This is a genomic window from Pseudomonas sp. SDO524_S393 (assembly GCF_054071875.1).
Map to the genome: position 1 here is coordinate 64,668 of NZ_JBSVVZ010000024.1, position 20,602 is coordinate 85,269.

13 protein-coding genes and 1 pseudogene are annotated in these 20,602 nt (G+C 61.1%); 3 read left to right on the top strand and 11 right to left on the bottom strand.

Features of this window, described 5'->3' with window-relative positions; genetic code table 11:
• Positions 1-103 precede the first annotated feature (103 nt).
• The 4 genes from astD to ACW9IB_RS13210 form a co-directional block, all read right to left on the bottom strand.
• Entirely contained in the window at positions 104-1,570 is a 1,467-nt protein-coding gene (gene astD / locus ACW9IB_RS13195) for a succinylglutamate-semialdehyde dehydrogenase (protein WP_457413963.1), read from the bottom strand.
• Entirely contained in the window at positions 1,567-2,595 is a 1,029-nt protein-coding gene (gene astA, locus ACW9IB_RS13200; RefSeq protein ID WP_457413965.1) for an arginine N-succinyltransferase, read from the bottom strand. Before astA ends, astD begins: the two co-directional genes overlap by 4 nt.
• Before the next feature lie 51 nt (positions 2,596-2,646).
• On the bottom strand, positions 2,647-3,666 hold the full coding sequence (gene aruF / locus ACW9IB_RS13205; protein WP_457365124.1) for an arginine/ornithine succinyltransferase subunit alpha: 1,020 nt from the start codon (positions 3,664-3,666) through the stop codon (positions 2,647-2,649).
• A 198-nt stretch (positions 3,667-3,864) separates the two neighbouring features.
• Positions 3,865-5,085 carry an aspartate aminotransferase family protein gene (locus tag ACW9IB_RS13210; protein WP_457365123.1) on the bottom strand — a complete coding sequence of 407 codons (1,221 nt, stop codon included), beginning with the start codon at positions 5,083-5,085 and terminating at the stop codon, positions 3,865-3,867.
• Between the two features lie 245 nt (positions 5,086-5,330).
• On the opposite strand from ACW9IB_RS13210, the gene ACW9IB_RS13215 reads away from it, so the two are divergent.
• The gene (locus tag ACW9IB_RS13215) at positions 5,331-11,198 is read left to right on the top strand and encodes a dermonecrotic toxin domain-containing protein (protein WP_457413966.1); all 5,868 of its coding nucleotides are present in this window, start codon (positions 5,331-5,333) and stop codon (positions 11,196-11,198) included.
• Between the two features lie 6 nt (positions 11,199-11,204).
• Here the strand turns inward: ACW9IB_RS13215 and argR are convergent, their stop codons facing one another.
• The 7 genes from argR to acs all read right to left on the bottom strand — a co-directional run bounded on the left by argR (position 11,205) and on the right by acs (position 19,175).
• Positions 11,205-12,185, bottom strand: a complete 981-nt coding sequence (argR, locus tag ACW9IB_RS13220) for a transcriptional regulator ArgR (protein WP_457365121.1) — start codon at positions 12,183-12,185, stop codon at positions 11,205-11,207.
• Positions 12,186-12,430: 245 nt separating this feature from the next.
• On the bottom strand, positions 12,431-13,195 hold the full coding sequence (locus tag ACW9IB_RS13225) for an ABC transporter ATP-binding protein (RefSeq protein ID WP_457365120.1): 765 nt from the start codon (positions 13,193-13,195) through the stop codon (positions 12,431-12,433).
• A gap of 27 nt (positions 13,196-13,222) precedes the next feature.
• Positions 13,223-14,335: a succinylglutamate desuccinylase/aspartoacylase family protein gene (locus ACW9IB_RS13230; RefSeq protein WP_457365119.1), complete on the bottom strand. Its 1,113-nt coding sequence runs from the start codon at positions 14,333-14,335 to the stop codon at positions 13,223-13,225.
• Position 14,336: 1 nt separating this feature from the next.
• Positions 14,337-15,035, bottom strand: a complete 699-nt coding sequence (locus ACW9IB_RS13235; RefSeq protein ID WP_457413967.1) for an ABC transporter permease — start codon at positions 15,033-15,035, stop codon at positions 14,337-14,339.
• Positions 15,032-15,721: an ABC transporter permease gene (locus tag ACW9IB_RS13240; RefSeq protein WP_010208305.1), complete on the bottom strand. Its 690-nt coding sequence runs from the start codon at positions 15,719-15,721 to the stop codon at positions 15,032-15,034. Before ACW9IB_RS13240 ends, ACW9IB_RS13235 begins: the two co-directional genes overlap by 4 nt.
• A gap of 91 nt (positions 15,722-15,812) precedes the next feature.
• The gene (locus tag ACW9IB_RS13245) at positions 15,813-16,598 is read right to left on the bottom strand and encodes an ABC transporter substrate-binding protein (protein WP_457365116.1); all 786 of its coding nucleotides are present in this window, start codon (positions 16,596-16,598) and stop codon (positions 15,813-15,815) included.
• 621 nt (positions 16,599-17,219) lie between these two features.
• On the bottom strand, positions 17,220-19,175 hold the full coding sequence (acs, locus tag ACW9IB_RS13250) for an acetate--CoA ligase (protein WP_457365115.1): 1,956 nt from the start codon (positions 19,173-19,175) through the stop codon (positions 17,220-17,222).
• A gap of 396 nt (positions 19,176-19,571) precedes the next feature.
• Between acs and ACW9IB_RS13255 the strand changes: the two genes are divergently transcribed.
• Together ACW9IB_RS13255 and ACW9IB_RS13260 are read left to right on the top strand one after the other, a co-directional pair.
• Complete coding sequence (locus ACW9IB_RS13255; RefSeq protein ID WP_457413968.1) at positions 19,572-19,841, top strand: DUF2790 domain-containing protein; 270 nt, start codon at positions 19,572-19,574, stop codon at positions 19,839-19,841.
• Positions 19,842-20,397: 556 nt separating this feature from the next.
• Positions 20,398-20,602 (top strand): annotated as a pseudogene (locus ACW9IB_RS13260) (ribonucleotide-diphosphate reductase subunit beta); the annotation flags it as partial.

Here is a 20,602-nt window from a genome sequence, read left to right on the forward strand (position 1 = left end):
GTGGGAGCCGGCTTGCCTGCGATAGCATCACCTCGGTTGTACTGAAAGACCGAGTCGTCTGTATCGCAGGCAAGCCAGCTCCCACATTAGATCGGTGCCACCTTCACTTGAGTGTTACACCGGGCGTCAGCGTCGCAGGCACTGCCAGACTTGGAGTCTCCAGCGACGCCACCGGATATGCACAATAATCCGCCGCGTAATACGCGCTGGCGCGGTGGTTGCCCGACGCTCCGACCCCACCGAACGGCGCGGTACTGGCGGCGCCGGTGAGTTGTTTGTTCCAGTTGACGATCCCGGCGCGGCTTTCCAGCCAGAATTGCTGGTAACGCGCTTCGGAATCCGACAACAAACCGGCCGCCAGGCCGTACTGCGTGTTGTTGGCCTCGGCAATCGCCGCTTCGAAATCAGCGTAGCGGATCACCTGCAACAGCGGGCCGAACAGCTCTTCATCTTCACGCTCGGTCACCTCGGTCACGTCGATGATGCCCGGGGTCAGCAATGCAGCCTGGTCCTGGGGCTGGGTCATTTCCAGCAACGCCACCGCGCCGTTGGCCAGCAGCAGCTCCTGGGCGTCCATCAAGGCTTTGGCAGCCGCGAGGGAAATCACCGAACCCATGAACGGCGCCGGCTGCCGGTCGAACGCACCGACTTCAAGGGTGGCGCTGACCGCCACCAGGCGCGCCAGCAAGGCATCGCCCCACGCGCCTTGCGGTACCAGCAAACGACGCGCACAGGTACAACGCTGGCCGGCGGAGATGAACGCCGACTGGATAATGGTGTAGACCGCCGCGTCCACATCGGCCACTTCGTCCACCACCAGCGGGTTGTTGCCGCCCATTTCCAAGGCCAGGATCTTGTCGGGGCGCCCCGAGAACTGTTGGTGCAGATGGTTGCCTGTGCGGCTGGAACCGGTGAAGAACAGACCGTCGATACCCGGGTTGGCCGCCAGGGCGATACCGGTTTCCCGCGCACCTTGCAGCAGGTTCAACACGCCCGCCGGCAAGCCGGCCTGGATCCAGCATTGCACGGTCAGCTCGGCCACCTTCGGCGTCAGTTCGCTGGGCTTGAACAACACGGTGTTGCCGGCCAGCAACGCCGGCACGATGTGCCCGTTCGGCAAGTGTCCCGGGAAGTTATAGGGGCCAAACACCGCCACCACGCCGTGGGGCTTGTGACGCAGCACGGCAGTGGCGTCGCCCAGGGGGCCGCTCTTCTCGCCGGTGCGTTCGCGGTAGCTCTGTACCGAGATGGCGATCTTGTTGGCCATACTGGTGACTTCAGTGGCCGACTCCCACAGCGGCTTGCCGGTTTCCTCGCCAATGCACTGGGCGATCTCATCGGCCCGGCTTTTCAGGGTGGCGGCAAAGGTCTCCAGAATCGCAATACGCTCTTCCAGCGGGCGCCGGGCCCAGGCCGGAAACGCTTGGCGCGCGGCCTGCACGGCGGACTCGACCTGCTCGACCGTGGCGCCATGACCGGCCCACAACACCTGCTGGGAAACCGGATTGCGCGACTCGAACAGTTCACCCTGGCCAGCCAGCCAGCTCCCAGCGATATACAACGAACTCATGACTTGGACTCCCGGGCAGCGGACAACGGTACGGCACGTACTTGATCACCCGCGATCAGTTGCAGGCGTTTGGCGGTGAGCGGGTCGACCACCAGCGTGCCTGCCGCCAGCCGTGCAGGGGCGGCGGTGATGCGGCAATCTTCACGTTTACGGTTATGGATCAGGAACGGGGTGGCATCGTCTCCCGGCGTGCCGATCGCCAGCACCAGGGTCTCGCTGTCGCGTACCGCGCGGATCTTGCTGGTTTCGCACTCCACCGCCGGGCCGGCGTCGAAGATGTCGACATAGCCTTGATAGCTGAAGCCTTCGCTCTTGAGCATGCTCAGCGCCGGCTCGGTGTCGGGATGCACCTTGCCGATCACGCTGCGCGCGTCCTCGGACAAAAAGCAGGTGTACAGCGGAAACTTCGGCATCAACTCGGCGATGAACGCCTTGTTGCCCACCCCGGTCAGGTAGTCGGCCTGGCTGAATTCCATCTTGAAGAAGTGGCGCCCCAGGCTTTCCCAGAATGGCGAACGCCCGACGTCATTGGACACGCCGCGCATCTCGGCAATGATCTTGTTGCCGAACAGTTGCGGGAACTCGGCGATGAACAGCATGCGCGCCTTGGCCAGCATGCGACCGTTGAGCCCGCTGCGGTAATCGGCATGCAGGAACAGCGAGCACAGCTCGGAATTGCCGGTGAGGTCGTTGGCCAGGAACAGCGTCGGAATCTCGCGGTAGATATTCAGTTCCTGGGACGCACTGACGGTCAGGCCCACCCGGAAGTTGTACCACGGCTCGCGCAGGCCGACGGCACCGGCGATGGCGGAAATGCCCACCACGCGGCCTTCGTCGTTTTCCAGCACGAACAGGTAGTCGGCATCGCCGCGCCCGGCGTCGCCGCGAAAGGTCTTTTCAGCCCAGCCCACTCGATGGGTCAGGCGCGCTTCATTGGCCGGCAAGGTGGTCAGGCCGGTGCCGGTGCTGCGCGCCAGATCAATCAGGGCGGGTAAATCGCTGCTGCGTACGGGACGAACGATCATGCTATCTCCTCGAACGGGCCGCTGTTGTCAGCCACCCGCAAAACTCCGCTTTTAAACCGCTACCAGGCGCACGCTCGCGCCTTCGCCGACGCCCAGGGCTTCCGCCGCTGCCAGGTCCAGAGTCACCGGCTTGCCGGGCGCGTAGTCCAGCTCCAGCATCACCGCGCGGTAATCCTGCAGTTGCGCGTTGCTCACCAGGTATTGGCGGCTCGCCCCCTTGACCATCTCGCCGATCTTCACCGGCACCACGCGGCTCTGGGCAATCGAGCGAATCCCCGAGACCCGGGCGTGCAGCGTCGGGCCACCGTCAAAGATGTCGATGTAGTGGTCGGTCTCGAAACCTTCGCGCATGAGGATGTCGAAGGTGATCTGCGCCCGTGGGTGCACCTGGCCCATGGCTTCCTGCGCCTCATCCGGCAGGAGCGGCACGTAGATCGGGTAGTGCGGCATCAGCTCGGCGAGGAAGGTGCGGCTTTTCAGCCCGCACAGGCGCTCGGCCTCGGCGTAGTTGAGGTCGAAGAAATTACGACCGATGGCGTCCCAGAACGGCGAGTCACCGTGCTCGTCGCTGTAACCGACGATCTCGGTCACCACCGAGTCGGCAAAACGCTCGGGATGGCTGGCGACGAACAGCAGACGGCCACGGGAATTGAGCTCCGACCACGGCGAACCCACCAGCTCGGGTTTCACGTAGAAACTGGTGAGCAGGCTGTTGCCCGTAAGGTCGTGGCACTGGGAAAGCACGTGGATCTTGTTGTGGATCTTCAGCTCGCGGGAGGCGTGCACGAAGGTCTCGTTGCGGAAACTGTAGAAAGGCTCGGAATAACCGGCCGACGCGACGATGGCCGAGCAGCCGGCGAGCTTGCCGGTCTCGGTGTCTTCGAGCACGAAGAAGTAGCTTTCTTCACCGTTGAAGCTCACCTCGGCCGCGAAGGACGCTTCGCTGGCCGCGATCTTGTCGCTCAGGCGTTCCACATCGTCCGGCAAGGAGGTGACACCAATCGGGCTGTCCGCAGCCAGACGCTGTACCTCGCCCAGATCAGCCATTTGCGCGGGGCGCATCACCAGCATGGTGTCACTCCTTAACTCGAAAACTCACAGAGGAAAAAATGCCGGACACACCGTCGGGACTCACCCGAAGACCAATGTGGGAGCGGGCTAGCCCGCGATAGCAGTTTGTCAGTTGATAGATCAGATGCTGATCCACCGCTATCGCGGGCAAGCCCGCTCCCACACTTGGAAACGGTCCGGCCAATAAATGTGTCGCTATCAGCCTTGCGTCAGCACCTTCACCGCACGCTCAAAACGGTCCAGGCCTTCCTGGATGTCCGCCTCTTCCACCACCAGGCTCGGGGCGAAGCGCACCACGTCGGGACCGGCTTGCAGGATCATCAGGTTCTCTTTTTCGGCGGCGTTGAACACGTCCTTGGCCTTGCCTTTGAACGCATCGCTCAGCACGCAACCGAGCAGCAGGCCCATGCCGCGCACTTCGGTGAAAATGCCGTATTGCTTGCCGATCTGCTCCAGGCGCGCCTTGAACTGATCATGCTTGGCCTTGACACCATTCAGCACCTCAGGGGTGTTGATCACGTCGATCACCGCCTCGGCCACTGCACACGCCAGCGGGTTGCCACCATAGGTGGTGCCGTGGGTGCCGACCACCAGGTGCTTGGCCAGCGCTTCAGTGGTGAGCATCGCGGCGATCGGGAAACCACCCCCCAGGCTCTTGGCGCTGGTGAGGATATCGGGCGTCACGCCGTAGTGCTGGTAGGCGAACAACTGACCGCTGCGGCCCATGCCGGTCTGCACTTCGTCGAACACCAGCAGCGCATTGTTGGCGTCGCACAGTTCACGGGCGCCTTGCAGGTAAGCCAGCTCGGCCGGCAACACGCCGCCTTCGCCCTGGATCGGCTCCAGCACCACGGCACAGGTCTTGTCCGAAACAGCGGCTTTCAGCGCTGCCAGGTCGTTATAAGGAACGTGGGTGATGCCGGTAATTTTAGGGCCGAAACCATCGGAGTACTTCGACTGGCCACCGACGTTGACGGTGAACAGGGTACGCCCGTGGAAGCTGTTCAGCGCGGCAATGATCTCGTACTTCTCGCTGCCGAAGCGGTCGAACGCGACGCGACGGGCCAGCTTGAATGCCGCTTCGTTGGCCTCGGCACCGGAGTTGCAGAAGAACACACGCTCGGCAAAGGTGGCGTCGATCAGCTTGTGCGCCAGGCGCAGGGCCGGCTCATTGGTGAAAACGTTGGAGACGTGCCACAGCTTGTTGGCCTGTTCGGTCAAGGCACCGACCAGCGCCGGGTGGGCGTGGCCCAATACGTTGACCGCGATGCCGCCGGCAAAGTCGATCAGCTCGCGACCCGCCTGGTCCCATACGCGGGAACCTTCGCCACGCACGGGGATGAACGCGGCGGGGGCGTAGTTGGGAACCATGACCTGGTCGAAATCGGCACGTTGCACCGGGGCTTGCTCAACGGACATCGGAGTCTCCTGAAGAGGAACGCCTGCCTGGAACTGGCGGGCGATGCAGGGATTGTAAGGACAGTTTTCAGTGCGGCCTTGTCGCCAAGCGACAACTTCTTATAGCGCCAACCCGCGATTTTGGCGGGTTTACGCCAATGCGACAAATAGCATCGCAATGGCGCAGTTTAAACTAACTATCTAAGGCCGGCGGCGTGAAACACGCTGATCTACTGAGGCGCTTTATTGTCCATCAGAGCTTCAGCATGCCTATACCCACTGCCCCCACCCAACCCGACAACCACTATCAGCCCCTCAAAAGCGCCATTCCAGCCTGGCTGGGCATGGCCTCCAGCGCCAAACGACAAGCACTGGCCCAAGCCACGCCGCGCCCCTTGCCGCCAGACGTCGAATTCAAGCGCCTCAACGCCGCTCACTGGCAGGCGCAAAATGCGGTGGATGACGCACTCAAAAGCGTAAAAAGCCCTCAGGCATTTGCCCAAGAGATGCTGGAACAGGCGCTGTCGACCCGCTACGGTCTGGACATCGACAGCACAGAGACCTTTCTGCACCTCTACATTCCCCTTAAAACACCTTGGTTTGGGATCCCGTCCGGCGGCGCACGCACCTGGACCGTGTCCCTGCTGGATGCCGCGCTGCATAACTTCGAACACGATGAAACCATGGAAGGCGCGTTCGAACCCGCCTCCACCTTCATCACCCGCCCCTCCGCCAGCGGGCAATTCAAAACCCTGCCAACCCTGCGACGAACCCTCACGGTCGACACGTTCACCAGCCTGTGCCGCGAACTCGACATCGGTGCAACATATCAGCGTTATCTGCGCGAGCAATTGGGCATGACCGAGCCGGTCAGCGCGGCAGTCCTGAAACTCAAAGTGGTCGCCAGCCAGAAAGCCGCCTTGCGTACAGCCTTGCGACTGGCACGCCTGCGCGGTGATATCCAGGACGATTACGCGCAGCAGATCGAACGCTTACTGCTGGGCCACAGCGACCTGAAACTGGGCGACCTGCCCCTGCGCTGCCAGGACTTGACCATGATGGGGGCACCGCTGAGCGGCATTCTGTTGCTCTCCCCCGATCTGGAACGCATCCGCTCAGTACCGCGCCTGCTGGCCTATGTGCCCGACGATCCGCAGCATCCCCTCAAAGAATATGCCTCGCCATTGGCCTTCAAGCAGGCCATCACGCAACAACTGCGCGACCCTGACTATCAAGCCTTTTTCAGCCGCTTTGTCGCCCACGAACACCGTGGTGTGTTTTTCGCCGGCCTGAGCCAGCGCCTGGGGCGAATCACCTGGCATCCCCCCAAACCCGGCAGCGGCCTGGCCCCCTGGCGAATGCAACCGACTGACGACCCCAAGTTGCAATTTGTCGTCACACCAATCAACGGTGACGTGTGGCTGCACCTGTATCAGCAGAAACTCAACCAAATCCTCAACGATGCGCGCAGCCAGGCGGTGGCGACCGCCGATGTCGATCGCAAGGCCCGCTGGGCGCTGTGGGACTCCTTTGTGAACGTGGCAGCATCGATCCTCAACGCCGCGCTGTTGGTCGTCACGCCGTTCATTCCCGGGCTGGGCGAGTTGATGCTGGGCTACATGGCCTATCAACTGCTCGACGAGGTATTCGAGGGGGTAGTCGATTGGGCCGAAGGTGATACACGTGAGGCCTTCAGCCATTTGATGAGCGTTCTCCAATCGCTGGTGGAACTGGGCGGCTTCGGCGTCGGCAGCACGATTGGCGTGGCGGAGTTACGTAAAGCGTTGCCCGAGAAGGTGGTCAAATTCATCGAGCGCTTCAAGCCGGTGACCCTGGCCAACGGCAATACACGCTACTGGAAGCCTGACCTGTCACCCTATCAACGTGACCTCAGCCTGCCGTCAGGCACGAGCCGTAATGAGCACGGCCTGCACAGTGTACGCGGTGAATCGATGCTGGCACTGGAGAGCAAACTGTACGCCGTGGAAAAAACCGCCAACAGCGCGCATTACAGGATCAAACACCCCACACGCCCCGACGCTTATGCCCCTCTGGTGCGTCACAACCACGCAGGCGCCTGGCACACCGAGCTGGAGCGCCCACTGCAATGGGACCGCGCCACCCTGTTGCGCCGTCTGGGCCACAAGGCGCAGGGGCTGAGCGACGCAGATCGCGAACTCGCCCTGAGCCTGAGTGGCGTGCAGGAAAACGCGCTGCGCAAGATGCACGTTGATTGCCAACCCGTGCCGCCCCTGCTTGACGACAGCCTGGCGCGCCTGCGCATCGACCGCGAGCTCCAGCAGTTGATCGATAACCTGCGCAGTGACGCCCCCGAGGCGTGGCGCAGCATCGACCCCCAGGACCTGCTGCAACTGCTGACCACCCACGGCAACTGGCCGCCCGGCAAATCGCTGCGTGTTCTCAACGCTCAGGGTCAAGTCACTTGGAGGTTTGGCGATCAGACCAAACCTGCGGTGCAAATCCACGAGGCCCAGCTGAAAAACGACGATCTGCTCAGGGCGGTCCTCGAACGCCTGACACCGGATGAACTGCGTACCCAGTTCAGCGAACGCATCGGTGATCCGCAACTGAGCCTGGACACCCGCACCCGCCATCTGCGCAAACGCCTGGCAGAACAGGCCGAACGCCATCGCGCGTCGTTGTTCGACTCACGTTACGGTGTGCTGGGCTACGCCACAACGCCTTACACCCGACAGTTGCTGGAAAGCACGCCCGGGTTGCCGGTGAGCGTGGCAGACCGGCTGGTGAGCGACGCAAGCGGCGCGGAGCTGGAGGCCATGGACCAGCGACGCACCCCACCCCGCCTGGCTGACCTGGCCCAGGCCGCGCTCCAGGAAGTGCGGCTCAACCGTGCCTACGAAGGCCTATATCTGGACTCGCAGCAGAGCGTCGACACGGACCGGCTGGCCCTTAACACCCTGCGACTGCTGCCGGGTTGGTCGGACCAGGTTTACCTGGAAGCCCGGCACCTCAGTGTCGATGGCGCGTTGTGGAATGCCATTGGCCCGGCTGACGCGCCTGTCCGCAGGACACTGGTTCGCCTCGACTCGGGCCTGTACGCCCCGTACGAAGGCAGTCACGCACTGTTCGGCGAAACCGACCTGTACGGCGCCATTCTGCACGCCCTGCCCGATGCACAACGAAAAGCACTGGGCATCGAAATCCATGACGGACTCAAGCTGCGCCAGCACCTGGCCCGGGGCCCCTTGGCACGCGACACGTTGCGCGTGCTGCTCGACACACCCAAGGCCGAACCCATGCGCATCGAAACCCTGCGACTGCTCGGCAACACCGAAGGCTACGCCGGCGAAGCCCCGGCCCCAGCCCAGCCGCCCACACTGCAACAGCGCGCGCGGACGCTGTTTCCCATTCTGCAAGAGCAACAGATCCAACAGTTTATCGATCACTTGCAAGCGCACCCCGGCGGTACGGATGCAGCCCTCACGGCACTGGAGGCCGACTACGCGCAACTCGAGTCGTCGCTATCGGACTGGCAGCAAAACATTCCGGCACAACATCCCCGCACCGGCACCCCTCTCAGTGCGGGCCGGCGCCGCTACGAGCGGCAAAACCGCCGCCACATTGCCGAGCAGATACGGCGCAGCTGGCGCCGCGAAACCGAGGCCGACAACTACTACGAGGACCCTGCGCGTGACGGGTTCACACTGCGCCTTGAATGGCCAATCCTGGGTGAACTGCCCGAGTTGGGCAATGAGCTGGCACACATCTCGTTTCTGTCGATCCTGGGCGCCGAAGGTACCTTGGGGGTCGCACGTTTTATCGAACGATTTCCTCGTGTGCGGCACCTGGAAATCCGGGAGATTCCCCTCACCGAATGGCCGTCCGCAATCAACACGTTGCCAAACCTGCGTGTCTTGAGCCTGGACAATTGCCATATCACCCTGACCGCCGAAAGCGCCGCGCGCCTGGCAACGATGAGCCGCCTGGAAGCGTTGAACCTGCACCAGAACCCCCTGGGCCAGGTACCGGATGTTCAAGCGATGCGCGATCTGCAAGTACTCGACCTGTCCAGTACCGGGATTGATCGAATACCCACCGGCCTGCTGAACCTGCAGAACCTGGAAACGGTTTTCCTGAGTGGCAACCGCATCCGCGAACTCCCGCCCATGCTGTTCGATCTGTCGCCCTCGATCAGTCAGCGTTTCGACCTGTCCGACAACCCATTTTCGTTGCTCACACTGGAGCGCATCAAAACCTACTATCAGCGTCATGCCACTTACTGGGAGGCCGACGCCGCCGACGTCGACCGGCGGGATACGCGCCTGCTGTTCCCTTCGCTCAATAACGATGAGGTCAACAAGTTCATCTTCAGTCTGCCCGGGGATATCGAAGCCGGCAGGCGCGAACTGGCACGATTGGCCGATGAGTTGCAAACCCTGCTCAAAGAGCTGGCCCAGTGGTCGAGCCAGGCAGAGTTGCCGGACCTTGAACAGGCCAGACGGCAGGCCCTGCATCGCCTGCTGGAAAAAAGTTGGCGTCGGGAAACGCCGCAGGACACACAACAGGTGCATGTGCTATCGCTGCCCCCAGTCCTGGCTGGAGACCTGCCTGCGCTGAGTGCCAGGTTCAAGCATATTGGCTACCTGAACATCGACGGCAATCGCGGTCCTTTAGTGCCCAATGACTTTCTCAAGAGCTTTACGGCACTGGATATTCTCGGTATCCAGAACGCAAAACTGGGGGATATTCCACCATCGGTATTCGACTTGCCCTCGCTCACGCACCTGGATCTGTCACGCTGCGGCGTCACCCTGTCAGAGGCCAGCCGCCAGGCGCTGGCAGGCATGACCCGCCTGGAACACCTGGACCTGGCCCACAACCCGCTGGGTCTCGTGCCGGACTTCCGTCAGTTGACCCGCCTCAAGGGTGTCATGCTGCAAGACACCGGCCTACGACAAATTCCTCCAGGCTTGCTGACCCAAGACCGGTCCATGGCCATCAACCTGAGCTTCAACGCCATCGAAGAGCTGCCCGATACCAGCATCACGCTGCCTGTCACGGCAACCCACAACGTCAACCTCTACGCCAACCCGCTATCGCGCCGCAGCCTTGAGCTGATCAAGACCTACTGCCAACGCACCGGAGAGTTTTTCAATGTCCAAAGCCCGCTGGCCGAACGCGAAAAAGTCGAGGCGCTCTACCCGCTGCTGCTGGAGAACGAAGCGAATCGTTTTGTCTTCATGCTGCCCGGCGCCATGGACGATGTCGCCGGGCATCTCACACGCCTTGAGGCCGAGTACACACAACTGACCACCGACCTTCAGGAATGGGTCGTGGATGTACCGCAGCGTCACCCGATCCTGAATGTCGCGCTGGATGACGCCACCCTAGCCCGGGAACAACTGGAACGAGGTAACTTCAAGACCCTGCTGGAACAAGCCTGGCGCCGCGAAAGTGCGGAAGACGAAGAAAACCTCGAGGATGAACTGACCCATAGCCTGAGCCTCGACACCCCGATTCTGGGCGCGTTGCCGCAACTGAGCGCGCGTTTTGAACATATCTCGCGATTCGAATTCACCGGGAACGGCACCACCACTTCTCTGGACGGCACGCTAAGGTGTTTTCCCAACCTGCAAACCTTGAACGTACACAATTGCGCCCTGGGGACGTTGCCTGATGCACTGTTCAGCATGCCCAAACTGTCCACCCTTGAACTGAACGACTGCGCCATCAGCCTGACAGCCGACACCGCGCGCGCTTTCGCCGACTTGAGCAGCCTGGACATCGTCGACATGAGCCACAACCCTCTGACCCTGCCCCCCGATGTCAGTGGCATGAACCAGTTGGCCTCCCTGCACCTGCGAAGTACGCACATTCGCACAGTGCCGCCCGGAGTGTTCCAACTGGCCGAACTGCAAACGCTGGACTTGAGCCAAAACCAGATCTCGGAGATCCCCGCCGACCTGCTGGAAATGATCCCCCCCTTCGATGGCGACTGCGATTTGAGCGGTAACCCGCTGTCAGCCCAAAGCCTGAACTACCTCAGGCGCTACTTCGAGCGCACGGGCATTGAGTTTCAGGTGGGCGAAGCTACACGGGATGAACAAGGCAACCCACTCCCACAGCCGCTTGCGCCGATGCAGGAAGAATGAGGTGACTCAGCCCCGCTCGGCGGGCACCGACGACAGCTCGAACGGGCTGCTGCTGCGCCGCTGGTTGCGGTCTTCGCGAGGGGTGGCGCCAAAGAAGTTGCGGTAGGCACTGGAGAAGTGCGGCCCCGAGGAGAAGCCGCACGACAGGCCGATCTGGATGATCGACTTGCTGGTCTGCATAAGCATCTGGCGCGCCTTGTTCAGACGCAATTCCAGGTAGTACTGGCTGGGGACGCGGTTGAGGTATTGCTTGAAGATGCGTTCGAGTTGTCGTCGCGACACGCATACATGCTGGGCAATTTCGTCGGTGGTCAGCGGTTCTTCGATATTGGCTTCCATCAACAGCACCGCCTGGGTCAGCTTCGGATGGCTGGAGCCCAGGCGGTTTTGCAGCGGAATACGCTGGCGCTCGCCGCCTTCGCGGATTCGCTCCACCACCAGCTCTTCGGAAACAGCCCCGGCCAGCTCGGCACCGTGGTCACGGGCCAGCACCGCCAGCAGCAGGTCGAGTACCGACATGCCGCCGCAGGCGGTCAAGCGGTCGCGGTCCCAGTCGAACAGATGGCTGGTGGCAATGACCTTGGGGAAGCGCTCGGCGAAATCGTCCTGCCAACGCCAGTGCACGGCGGCGCGGTAGCCGTCGAGCAGACCGAGCTGGGCCAATGGATAAACGCCGGCGGACAAGCCGCCGATCACACACCCGGCGCGCACCAACTGCTTGAGGGCGGTGCTCAGTTGGGAGGCGACCACGGTCGGCGGCTCGTCCGCCAGCAGGAACAGTTTCTGGAAACCTTCGAGCTTTCCGGCCCATGCCTCGCCCGGCAATTGCCAGGCGCCGTCGGTGGCAGGCTCGGCGAGCAGGAACGACAGCTCGTACACCACCTCCGGATGCACCCGCTGCGCCACGCGTAAGGCCTCCTCAGCCAGCGCAAGCGTCAGTGCCTTTGTGCTGGGCCAGATCAGGAAACCAATTTTATGGGCGGTCATGGAGTGCTATCCGAAGCGAGTAACGGTAATGAAGACAAAGGCCAATGCTAGCCCGGAAACCAAAACAAATCTCAAAACAAACTGCGATCAAAGGTGGGAGCTGGCTTGCCTGCGATAGCGGTCATCAGTGGGCAAATCTGTTTCTGATAGACCGTTATCGCAGGCAAGCCAGCTCCCACAGGGGATCCAGGCCAAACTCAAGACTGTGGAGCATGCACTACTTAAGTGCACAAAAGCAGCCTTGATTATTTCAAGCTGCCGGACAGGAACTGCTTGAGGCGCTCCGACTGCGGGTTCACCAGCACTTCACGCGGGTTGCCACGTTCTTCGACGATGCCTTTGTGCAAGAACACCAACTGGTTGGACACTTCACGGGCAAAGCCCATTTCGTGGGTCACCACCACCATGGTACGGCCTTCCTGGGCCAGGTCCTGCATCACCTTGAGCACTTCGCCGACCAGCTCGGGGTCCAGTGCCGAGGTGGGTTCGTCGAACAGCATCACCTCGGGCTCCATCGCCAGGGCACGGGCGATGGCCACGCGCTGCTGTTCGCCACCGGACATATGCCCGGGGAACGCATCCTTACGATGACCCACGCCGACTTTGGCCAAGTAATGCTCGGCCTTTTCGCGGGCCTCTTTTTTCGACACGCCCAATACATGCACCGGCGCTTCCATCACGTTTTCCAACGCGGTCATGTGTGACCACAGGTTGAAATGCTGGAACACCATCGACAAGCGCGAACGCATGCGTTGCAACTGCTTGGGATCGGCGGCCTTCATGGCGCCGTCCTTGTTGGCCACCAGTTTCAGCTCTTCGTTGTTGAGCAGAATCTTGCCGGCGTGGGGCTGCTCCAGCAGGTTGATGCAGCGCAAAAAGGTACTTTTGCCCGAACCACTGGAACCGATGATGCTGATCACATCACCGGCCGCGGCGGCCAGGGACACGCCTTTGAGCACTTCATGACTGCCATAGCGTTTATGCAGGTCTTGGACTTCAAGTTTGTACATGCGGTCGGTTCTCACAAAAACAGGTGGTCAGTCGTTGAGCAAGCGCCCGTGACGCAGCGCTTCGCGCCCCGCCACCTTGGCCAGCCAGAAACCCGCTTGGGCATAACGCAGCCGTTCAACGGCAAACAACACCCCGGACGTACCCGCGCGCACGATGCTCACGCGGTCGGTCAGGGGATCGATCACTTCAAACAAGGGGTCGCCCGCCTCCACCCGATCACCGGCTTGACGCAGGTAACTGATGACGCCGGCGTGGGGGGCGAAGAGCAATTCGGTGCCTTCGAACGGCACGCCTTCGCAGGGTTCGTGTTGCGGCGCAGGCCATTCACCCTTGATCAGGCCCTGCTCGGCGAGGAACGCGAGGATGCCCTCGGCATGAAAGATCGCCTCGTCGCGGCCGGTATCGGCTTGGCCGCCCAGCTCCAGGGTCGTCGCCAGACAAGCCAAAGGCACCTGCGCCTGCGGGAACAGGCGCGACAACCGCAACCACGGCAGCGAACAGGCCTCATCGAACGAGCTGCCACCGGAGTCTTCCGCCAGCAGGCCGACCTTCACGTTCAGGTGCGCCGACAGTGAACGCCACTGCGGCCAGTGCTGCGGCAGCGCGTACATGTGCAGCGCAGCCTCGGCATCGCAATGCAGGTCGAGCACCACATCGGCGGTGCAGGCATGGCTCAGCAACAGGCGCTGCATGCCTTGCAATTGGCTGCTCGGCTCGGGCAGCGCGTCGAGTACGTCGGCCATGGCCTGGCGGATCAGGCGCACGTTGGCGTGGGGATCATCTCCCAGTTTTCCGTCGACCCGCGCCGCCACTGGTTCGCTCAGCTCGACGAAATCGCGATTGAAATTCTTGCCGCTGCCAATCTCGAAACGCCCCTGATGACTGCCTTGCAGCAACTGGCCCAAGCCCATTGGATTGGCTACCGGCACCAGCTCGATCACGCCGTTGAGGGCGCCTTGTGCTTCCAGCTCGGCGAGGCGTTTTTTCAGCTCCCAGGCGGCGCGCATGCCCGGCAACTCATCGGCATGCAGGCTGGCCTGGATATAGGCCTTGCGCTCGCCACTGCCGAAGCGAAACACGCTCAGTTGGCGCTCGCAGCCCAGGTGCCCCCAGGGCAACAGGTGATCGATACGTTCCATATCAATGCTTCCGTGGAGCCAGGTAGCTCAGCCAGCGGCGCTCGGCCAACTTGAACAGGCGCACCAGGATGAAAGTGAGGCACAGGTAGAAAACACCGGCGGTGATATATGCCTCGAACGGCAGGTAGAACTGGGCGTTGACCGTGCGCGCGGCACCGGTGATGTCGATCAGGGTGACGATGGAGGCCAGGCTGGTGGTCTGCAGCATCATGATCACTTCGTTGCTGTACTGCGGCAGCGCACGGCGCAGGGCCGACGGCAACAGGATGCGGCGGTACAGCTTGTAGCGCGACATGCCCACGGCCTTGGCCGCTTCGATTTCACCATTGGGCGTGGCCTTGAGGCTGCCGGCGATGATCTCGGCGGTGTAGGCGCTGGTGTTGATCGCAAAGGCCAGGCACGCACAGAACGTGGCACTGGACAACAGCGGCCACAGGACGCTTTCGCGCACCACTTCGAACTGCGCCAGGCCATAGTAGATCAGGAACAGCTGCACCAGCATCGGCGTGCCGCGAATCACATAGGTATAGAGCCAGGCGGCGCCATTGACGACCGGCTGCTTGGACACCCGCATCAAGCCCAGGGGCAAGGCAGCGAGCAGGCCGAAGAACAGCGAAATGGCGAGCAGTTTCAGGGTGGTCAGCAGGCCGCCAAGGTACAGCGGCATGGCCTCCCAGATGACGTTGTAGTCGAAGATCATAGATCAGCCGCCCTTACGCCTACCGAGTAGCGCTTCTCAAGATGACGCAGCGCCAGCAACGAGACGCTGGTAATCACCAGGTACATCGCCGCCACTGCGAGGAAGAAGGTAAAAGGCTCGCGGGTGGCGTCTGCCGCCTGCTTGGCCTTGAACATCATGTCTTGCAGGCCCACCACCGAAATCAGCGCGGTGGCCTTGGTGAGGACCAGCCAGTTGTTGGTGAACCCGGGGATCGCCAGACGGATCATCTGCGGCACCATCACCCGGAAAAACACCTGAAAGCTGCTCATGCCATACGCCAGGCCGGCTTCAGCCTGCCCCTTGGGAATGGCCATGAAGGCGCCACGGAAGGTTTCCGACAGGTAGGCGCCAAAGATGAAACCCAGGGTGCCGATACCGGCGGCCAGGGGGTTCAAGTCAATGTAGTCGTCATAGCCGAGCATCGGCGCGACGCGGTTGAGCAGGTCCTGACCGCCGTAGAAAATCAGCAGGATCAGCACCAGGTCGGGGATCCCGCGGATCACCGTGGAGTACAGGTCACCCAGCCAGGCCAGCCAACGCACCGGCGACAGGCGCAATGCAACCCCGATCAGACCCAGAACAATGGCCAAGGCCATGGACGACAAGGCGAGCTGAAGCGTCAACCATGCGCCATCGAGGATGACGGCCCCGTAGCCTTTCAACATGATTCAGGTCCTCGAAAAGGGGGATGAAAAAATGGCGCAAACCTCAGGAATTCTGTTGCTTGCGCCATTTGGGACAGACAGCTGCGACGATTTACTTGGCGTCAGCGCCGTAGATATCGAAATCGAAGTACTTGTCCTGGATCTTTTTGTACTCGCCGTTGGCACGGATCGCGGCAATGGCTGCGTTGATGCGGTCCAGGTTTTCCTTGTCGCCCTTGCGTACCGCGATGCCGACACCGTCACCGAAGTATTTGACGTCGGTGAACGCCGGGCCGACGAACGCGTAGCCTTTGCCCGCGTCGGTCTTCAGGAAACCGTCCTGCAGCAGGGTCGCGTCAGCCACGGTACCGTCGAGACGACCGGCTTGAACATCCAGGTAGATTTCGTTCTGGGTGCTGTAAGGAACGATGGTGGCACCCTTTGGAGCCAGCACTTCCTTGGCGAAACGGTCGTGGATCGAACCGCGCTGCACGCCGATCTTCTTGTCTTTCAACTCGACCAGGCTGTCGCTGACGGTGGTGCCTTCCTTCAACACCAGGCGCGCCGGGGTCAGGTAGTAGCGGGTGGTGAAGTCCACGGACTTCTTGCGGTCGTCGGTGATGGACATGGACGACAGGATCGCGTCGATCTTGCGCACTTTCAGCGCCGGGATCAGGCCGTCGAACTCTTGTTCGACCCAAGTACACTTGACGTCCATCTGCTTGCACAGCGCATTGCCGATGTCGTAGTCAAAACCCACGATGCTGCCATCCGGTGCCTTGGAGGCAAACGGAGGGTAAGCCGCTTCGATACCAATTTTCAGAGGCTTGCCTTCGGCGAAAGCCTGCATGGACAGCACGGACAGCGCCAGGGCGCCCAACAGCACGAGTTTCTTCATCTTGGGACTCCATCGGTATAGGGCAAAACAGCAGTATGAGCCATGGCCCACGATGCGACGTAAGGGAAACCGAATAGCGGTGCTGCGTCTTACACCGGATACACACCGGAGACGACGAGCGAGTGATCGGCATTCTAACGACAGGCCGGAAGCCGATATTTCCTCAATGCGACAACAATTTACAGAAGCATTGAGAAAGCGGATCCAGCTCATTGACAGTCTCTGGATTTTATGCAGAGACAAAAGACATTAAACCTGCTGATGCTGCAAATTGCGGGCCTATTATTCGCAAACCCTTCTAGCACGGCAAGTCTGGCGTTTAATCTAATTTCCAGGCATGTCTAAAACGCGGTTTTCAGACGCGCAGGCGTAGCACTTTGCCTCATGTTTGAGCGTGGGGTTACACATTCAGGGTCGGCGGTAACATTCGGAAACTTCCCACGAGAGAAACCGATATTTATTGGCCTCTGTGTTGAGTAAGGCCGTCAGACAGCTCACCGACCCTGATTTGAAATGCAATCCAACTGTGGGACCCGGTTTTTTCAGTGGTATCGAACTGCGTCCCACAAAAAAGCCCCACCCGGCTTACACCGAATGGGGCCTTACCTGACCAACCTCGTGTTACGCGACGTTCATGGTCTTGTGCGTATCGATCAAATGCGCCACCACTCCCGGGTCTGCCAGGGTGGAGATATCGCCCAAGCCCTCGTACTCACCCGTGGCGATCTTGCGCAAGATACGGCGCATGATTTTGCCCGAACGGGTCTTCGGCAAGCCCGGCGCCCACTGGATCACGTCCGGCGAGGCAATCGGCCCGATTTCCTTGCGCACCCAGTTCTTCAGCTCCAGGCGCAGCGCTTCGTTGGGTTCTTCGCCATTCTTGAGGGTGACATACACATAGATGCCTTGGCCCTTGATGTCATGCGGGACACCCACCACCGCCGCCTCGGCGACTTTCGGGTGCGCGACCATGGCGCTCTCGATCTCGGCGGTGCCCATGCGGTGGCCGGACACGTTCAACACGTCATCCACGCGCCCGGTGATCCAGTAGTAACCGTCCTCGTCGCGGCGCGCACCGTCGCCGGTGAAGTACATGCCACGGAAGGTCTTGAAGTAGGTATCCACGAAGCGGTCATGGTCGCCGTACAACGTACGGGCCTGGCCTGGCCACGAGTCGAGGATCACCAGGTTGCCTTCAGCGGCACCTTCGATCAGGTTGCCCAGGTTGTCCACCAGTGCCGGCACCACGCCGAAGAATGGCCGCGCCGCCGAACCCGGCTTGAGCGCATGGGCGCCCGGTAGCGGGCTCATCATGTTGCCGCCGGTTTCGGTCTGCCACCAGGTGTCGACGATCGGGCAACGGGATTGGCCGACGTTCTTGTAGTACCAGTCCCAGGCTTCCGGATTGATCGGCTCACCCACCGACCCCAGCAAGCGCAGGCTGCTGCCGTTGGCACCTTCCACGGCGGCGGTGCCGGAGGCCATCATGGCGCGGATGGCGGTCGGTGCGGTGTAGAGAATGTTGACTTGGTGCTTGTCGACGATCTTCGCTACCCGAGTGATGTCCGGATAGTTCGGCACACCTTCGAACAGCAGCGTGGTCGCGCCGTTGGCCAACGGACCGTAGACAATATAGGTGTGGCCGGTGACCCAACCGACGTCGGCGGTGCACCAGTAGATCTCGCCCGGGCGGTAGTCGAACACGCGCTCATGGGTCAGGGACGCATACAGCAGGTAGCCGCCGGTGGTGTGCTGCACGCCTTTGGGCTTGCCGGTTGAACCGGAGGTATAAAGGATGAAAAGGGCTTCTTCGGCGCCCATTTCTTTGGGTGCGCACACAGTGCCCGCCACTTTCATCAAGTCTTCGTACCAGATGTCGCGGTGCTGGTTCCACTTGATGTTGCCATTGGTGCGCTTGCACACGATGACTTTCTGGATGCTGCTGGTTTCCGGATTGGTCAGGGCGTCGTCGACGTTGGCCTTGAGGGAAATCTTCTTACCGGCGCGGATGCCTTCATCTGCGGTGATCACCACCTTCGACTTACAGTCGATGATGCGACCGGCCAGGGCTTCCGGCGAAAAACCACCAAACACCACGGAATGAATCGCACCGATGCGGGTACAGGCCAGCATGGCCACCACTGCTTCGGGAATCATCGGCATATAGATAGTCACCACATCGCCGCGGTGTACGTCCTGACCACGCAGGGCGTTGGCGAACTTGCAGACTTCTTCGTGCAGTTCGCGGTAGGTGATGGTGCGGCTTTCGGAAGGGTCATCGCCTTCCCAGATGATGGCCGCCTGGTCGCCGCGCTCGGCAAGGTGACGGTCCAGGCAGTTGTAGGAAACGTTCAGGGTGCCATCAGCGAACCACTTGATGTCGACATGGTGATCGTCGAACGAGGTCTGCTTCACCGTGGTGAAAGGCTTGATCCAGTCGAGGCGCTTGGCTTGCTCGCGCCAGAAACCATCGGGGTTGACCACCGACTGCTGGTACATGGCCTTGTAGGTCGCCTCGTCGGTCAGCGTGTTGGCTGCTACTTCGGGGCGAACGGGGTACAGGGAAGCCGCACTCATCTTTCTTACCTCGGTGACATAGTTGTTGTTGTATGGCCCTGTTGTAGCCGGGGGCGCCCCATAGAACCATTCGACGATGGTAGTAACAAGCCCCTACATTTTGCCCTGCTATCCCCCTGCGCCGCTCTGGCCCGCGCCCCGTGGCGCTTTGCGGGTTTATGAAAAAAGCTTTACCACGGGATTGTTACAAAAACGGCCAACAGTGTTTATCAAAAGCACGGGTATATGAATATAACCCGCACGCCTAAAATCAACTCCGCCAACAAGGCACCGCGATTAACAACGCAACAGCCCCCACGAAGGCAACGTTAATCCGAACTTTCCAACTCTCTAGTTACACACGTGGCCTCACAAGGGCCCCGTGCTCCCTTTCGACCGTAAAAAGGTAAATACGCAATGAAAGCTTTAGTAGTCATGGCCCTCAGCAGCTTGTGCGCCACCGCCGCCCTGGCCGACGAAGCCCCGACCGAACTGGCCGGCCAGAACCCCCCGATTGTCGAGGACTACACCTACAGCACCCACCTCGACGTAGCCAAAGTTTTATCCATGAGCACTATTCCGGAAGTATGCGAAGTTGTGCCGGTGAAGATGGAATATGAAGACTCCCACGGCCAGCGGCACATTCTTAATTATCAAGTGATGGGCAACGGTTGCTCTAACGGCTAATAACGTCTCAAGTTCGAATCAAACCCGGATCTTGGCCGCCGCAAGAAATCGTTCTTGCGGCCAAGGACCAATCCCGGCCATACCTCAATCCAAATGTGGGAGCTTGCTCGCGAAAGCGATAGCCGCCACACCACTGCAATCAGCAAAAGCCACCATTCTCCAGCCCCAACAAAATACCTCCACCGCCCATCACCCCGCCAACCCCGTGTAAACCCTCACTCTGGCTCAAATAGCAGGCTTTTTGTCCGCGATCCGTGACCATCCCCCCCAACACAAACCGCTTTTTTTCCCCTACAATGCGCGGGTAAATCGGGCCTGCAATATCCCTTTACACAGGGATGAAGAGCCAGACCTGAGGCATCCCGCTGGAGCAAGCGTCCACCGCTCCGCACCTCAAGCCTCACGCAGAGCACCCGAACACCCAATTGCGTTTAATGCGTGCACAAGCTGCAACAAACGATTCCTTAAGATCCACCGCGGCCTCAGGGCCGTGTGACACCCCACCATCCGGTTTCACACGGGCACCTTTGAGCCCTCACGCAGGAGACGACACGTCATGCTGAGCTGGGACGAATTCGACAAAGAAGATGAAGGCGAAGTAGCCACCAAAGGCACCACCGCCACCCAAAACGCCGAAGCCACCATGGACCGTCTCGACGGTGCCGGTGCCGCCGCCGCCGTTGAGGCCCGCGCCGTCACCGCCAGTGACTCCGCCGCCATCATCCGCGCCAAGGCCGCCCTCGACAAACTCGACATCGCCG

Bases quoted from the DNA above. Each gene is read 5' to 3' on its own strand.
- astD (WP_457413963.1), bottom strand. From the start codon at position 1,570: ATGAGTTCGTTGTATATCGCTGGGAGCTGGCTGGCTGGCCAGGGTGAA.
- astA (WP_457413965.1), bottom strand. From the start codon at position 2,595: ATGATCGTTCGTCCCGTACGCAGCAGCGATTTACCCGCCCTGATTGAT.
- aruF (WP_457365124.1), bottom strand. From the start codon at position 3,666: ATGCTGGTGATGCGCCCCGCGCAAATGGCTGATCTGGGCGAGGTACAG.
- ACW9IB_RS13210 (WP_457365123.1), bottom strand. From the start codon at position 5,085: ATGTCCGTTGAGCAAGCCCCGGTGCAACGTGCCGATTTCGACCAGGTC.
- ACW9IB_RS13215 (WP_457413966.1), top strand. From the start codon at position 5,331: ATGCCTATACCCACTGCCCCCACCCAACCCGACAACCACTATCAGCCC.
- argR (WP_457365121.1), bottom strand. From the start codon at position 12,185: ATGACCGCCCATAAAATTGGTTTCCTGATCTGGCCCAGCACAAAGGCA.
- ACW9IB_RS13225 (WP_457365120.1), bottom strand. From the start codon at position 13,195: ATGTACAAACTTGAAGTCCAAGACCTGCATAAACGCTATGGCAGTCAT.
- ACW9IB_RS13230 (WP_457365119.1), bottom strand. From the start codon at position 14,335: ATGGAACGTATCGATCACCTGTTGCCCTGGGGGCACCTGGGCTGCGAG.
- ACW9IB_RS13235 (WP_457413967.1), bottom strand. From the start codon at position 15,035: ATGATCTTCGACTACAACGTCATCTGGGAGGCCATGCCGCTGTACCTT.
- ACW9IB_RS13240 (WP_010208305.1), bottom strand. From the start codon at position 15,721: ATGTTGAAAGGCTACGGGGCCGTCATCCTCGATGGCGCATGGTTGACG.
- ACW9IB_RS13245 (WP_457365116.1), bottom strand. From the start codon at position 16,598: ATGAAGAAACTCGTGCTGTTGGGCGCCCTGGCGCTGTCCGTGCTGTCC.
- acs (WP_457365115.1), bottom strand. From the start codon at position 19,175: ATGAGTGCGGCTTCCCTGTACCCCGTTCGCCCCGAAGTAGCAGCCAAC.
- ACW9IB_RS13255 (WP_457413968.1), top strand. From the start codon at position 19,572: ATGAAAGCTTTAGTAGTCATGGCCCTCAGCAGCTTGTGCGCCACCGCC.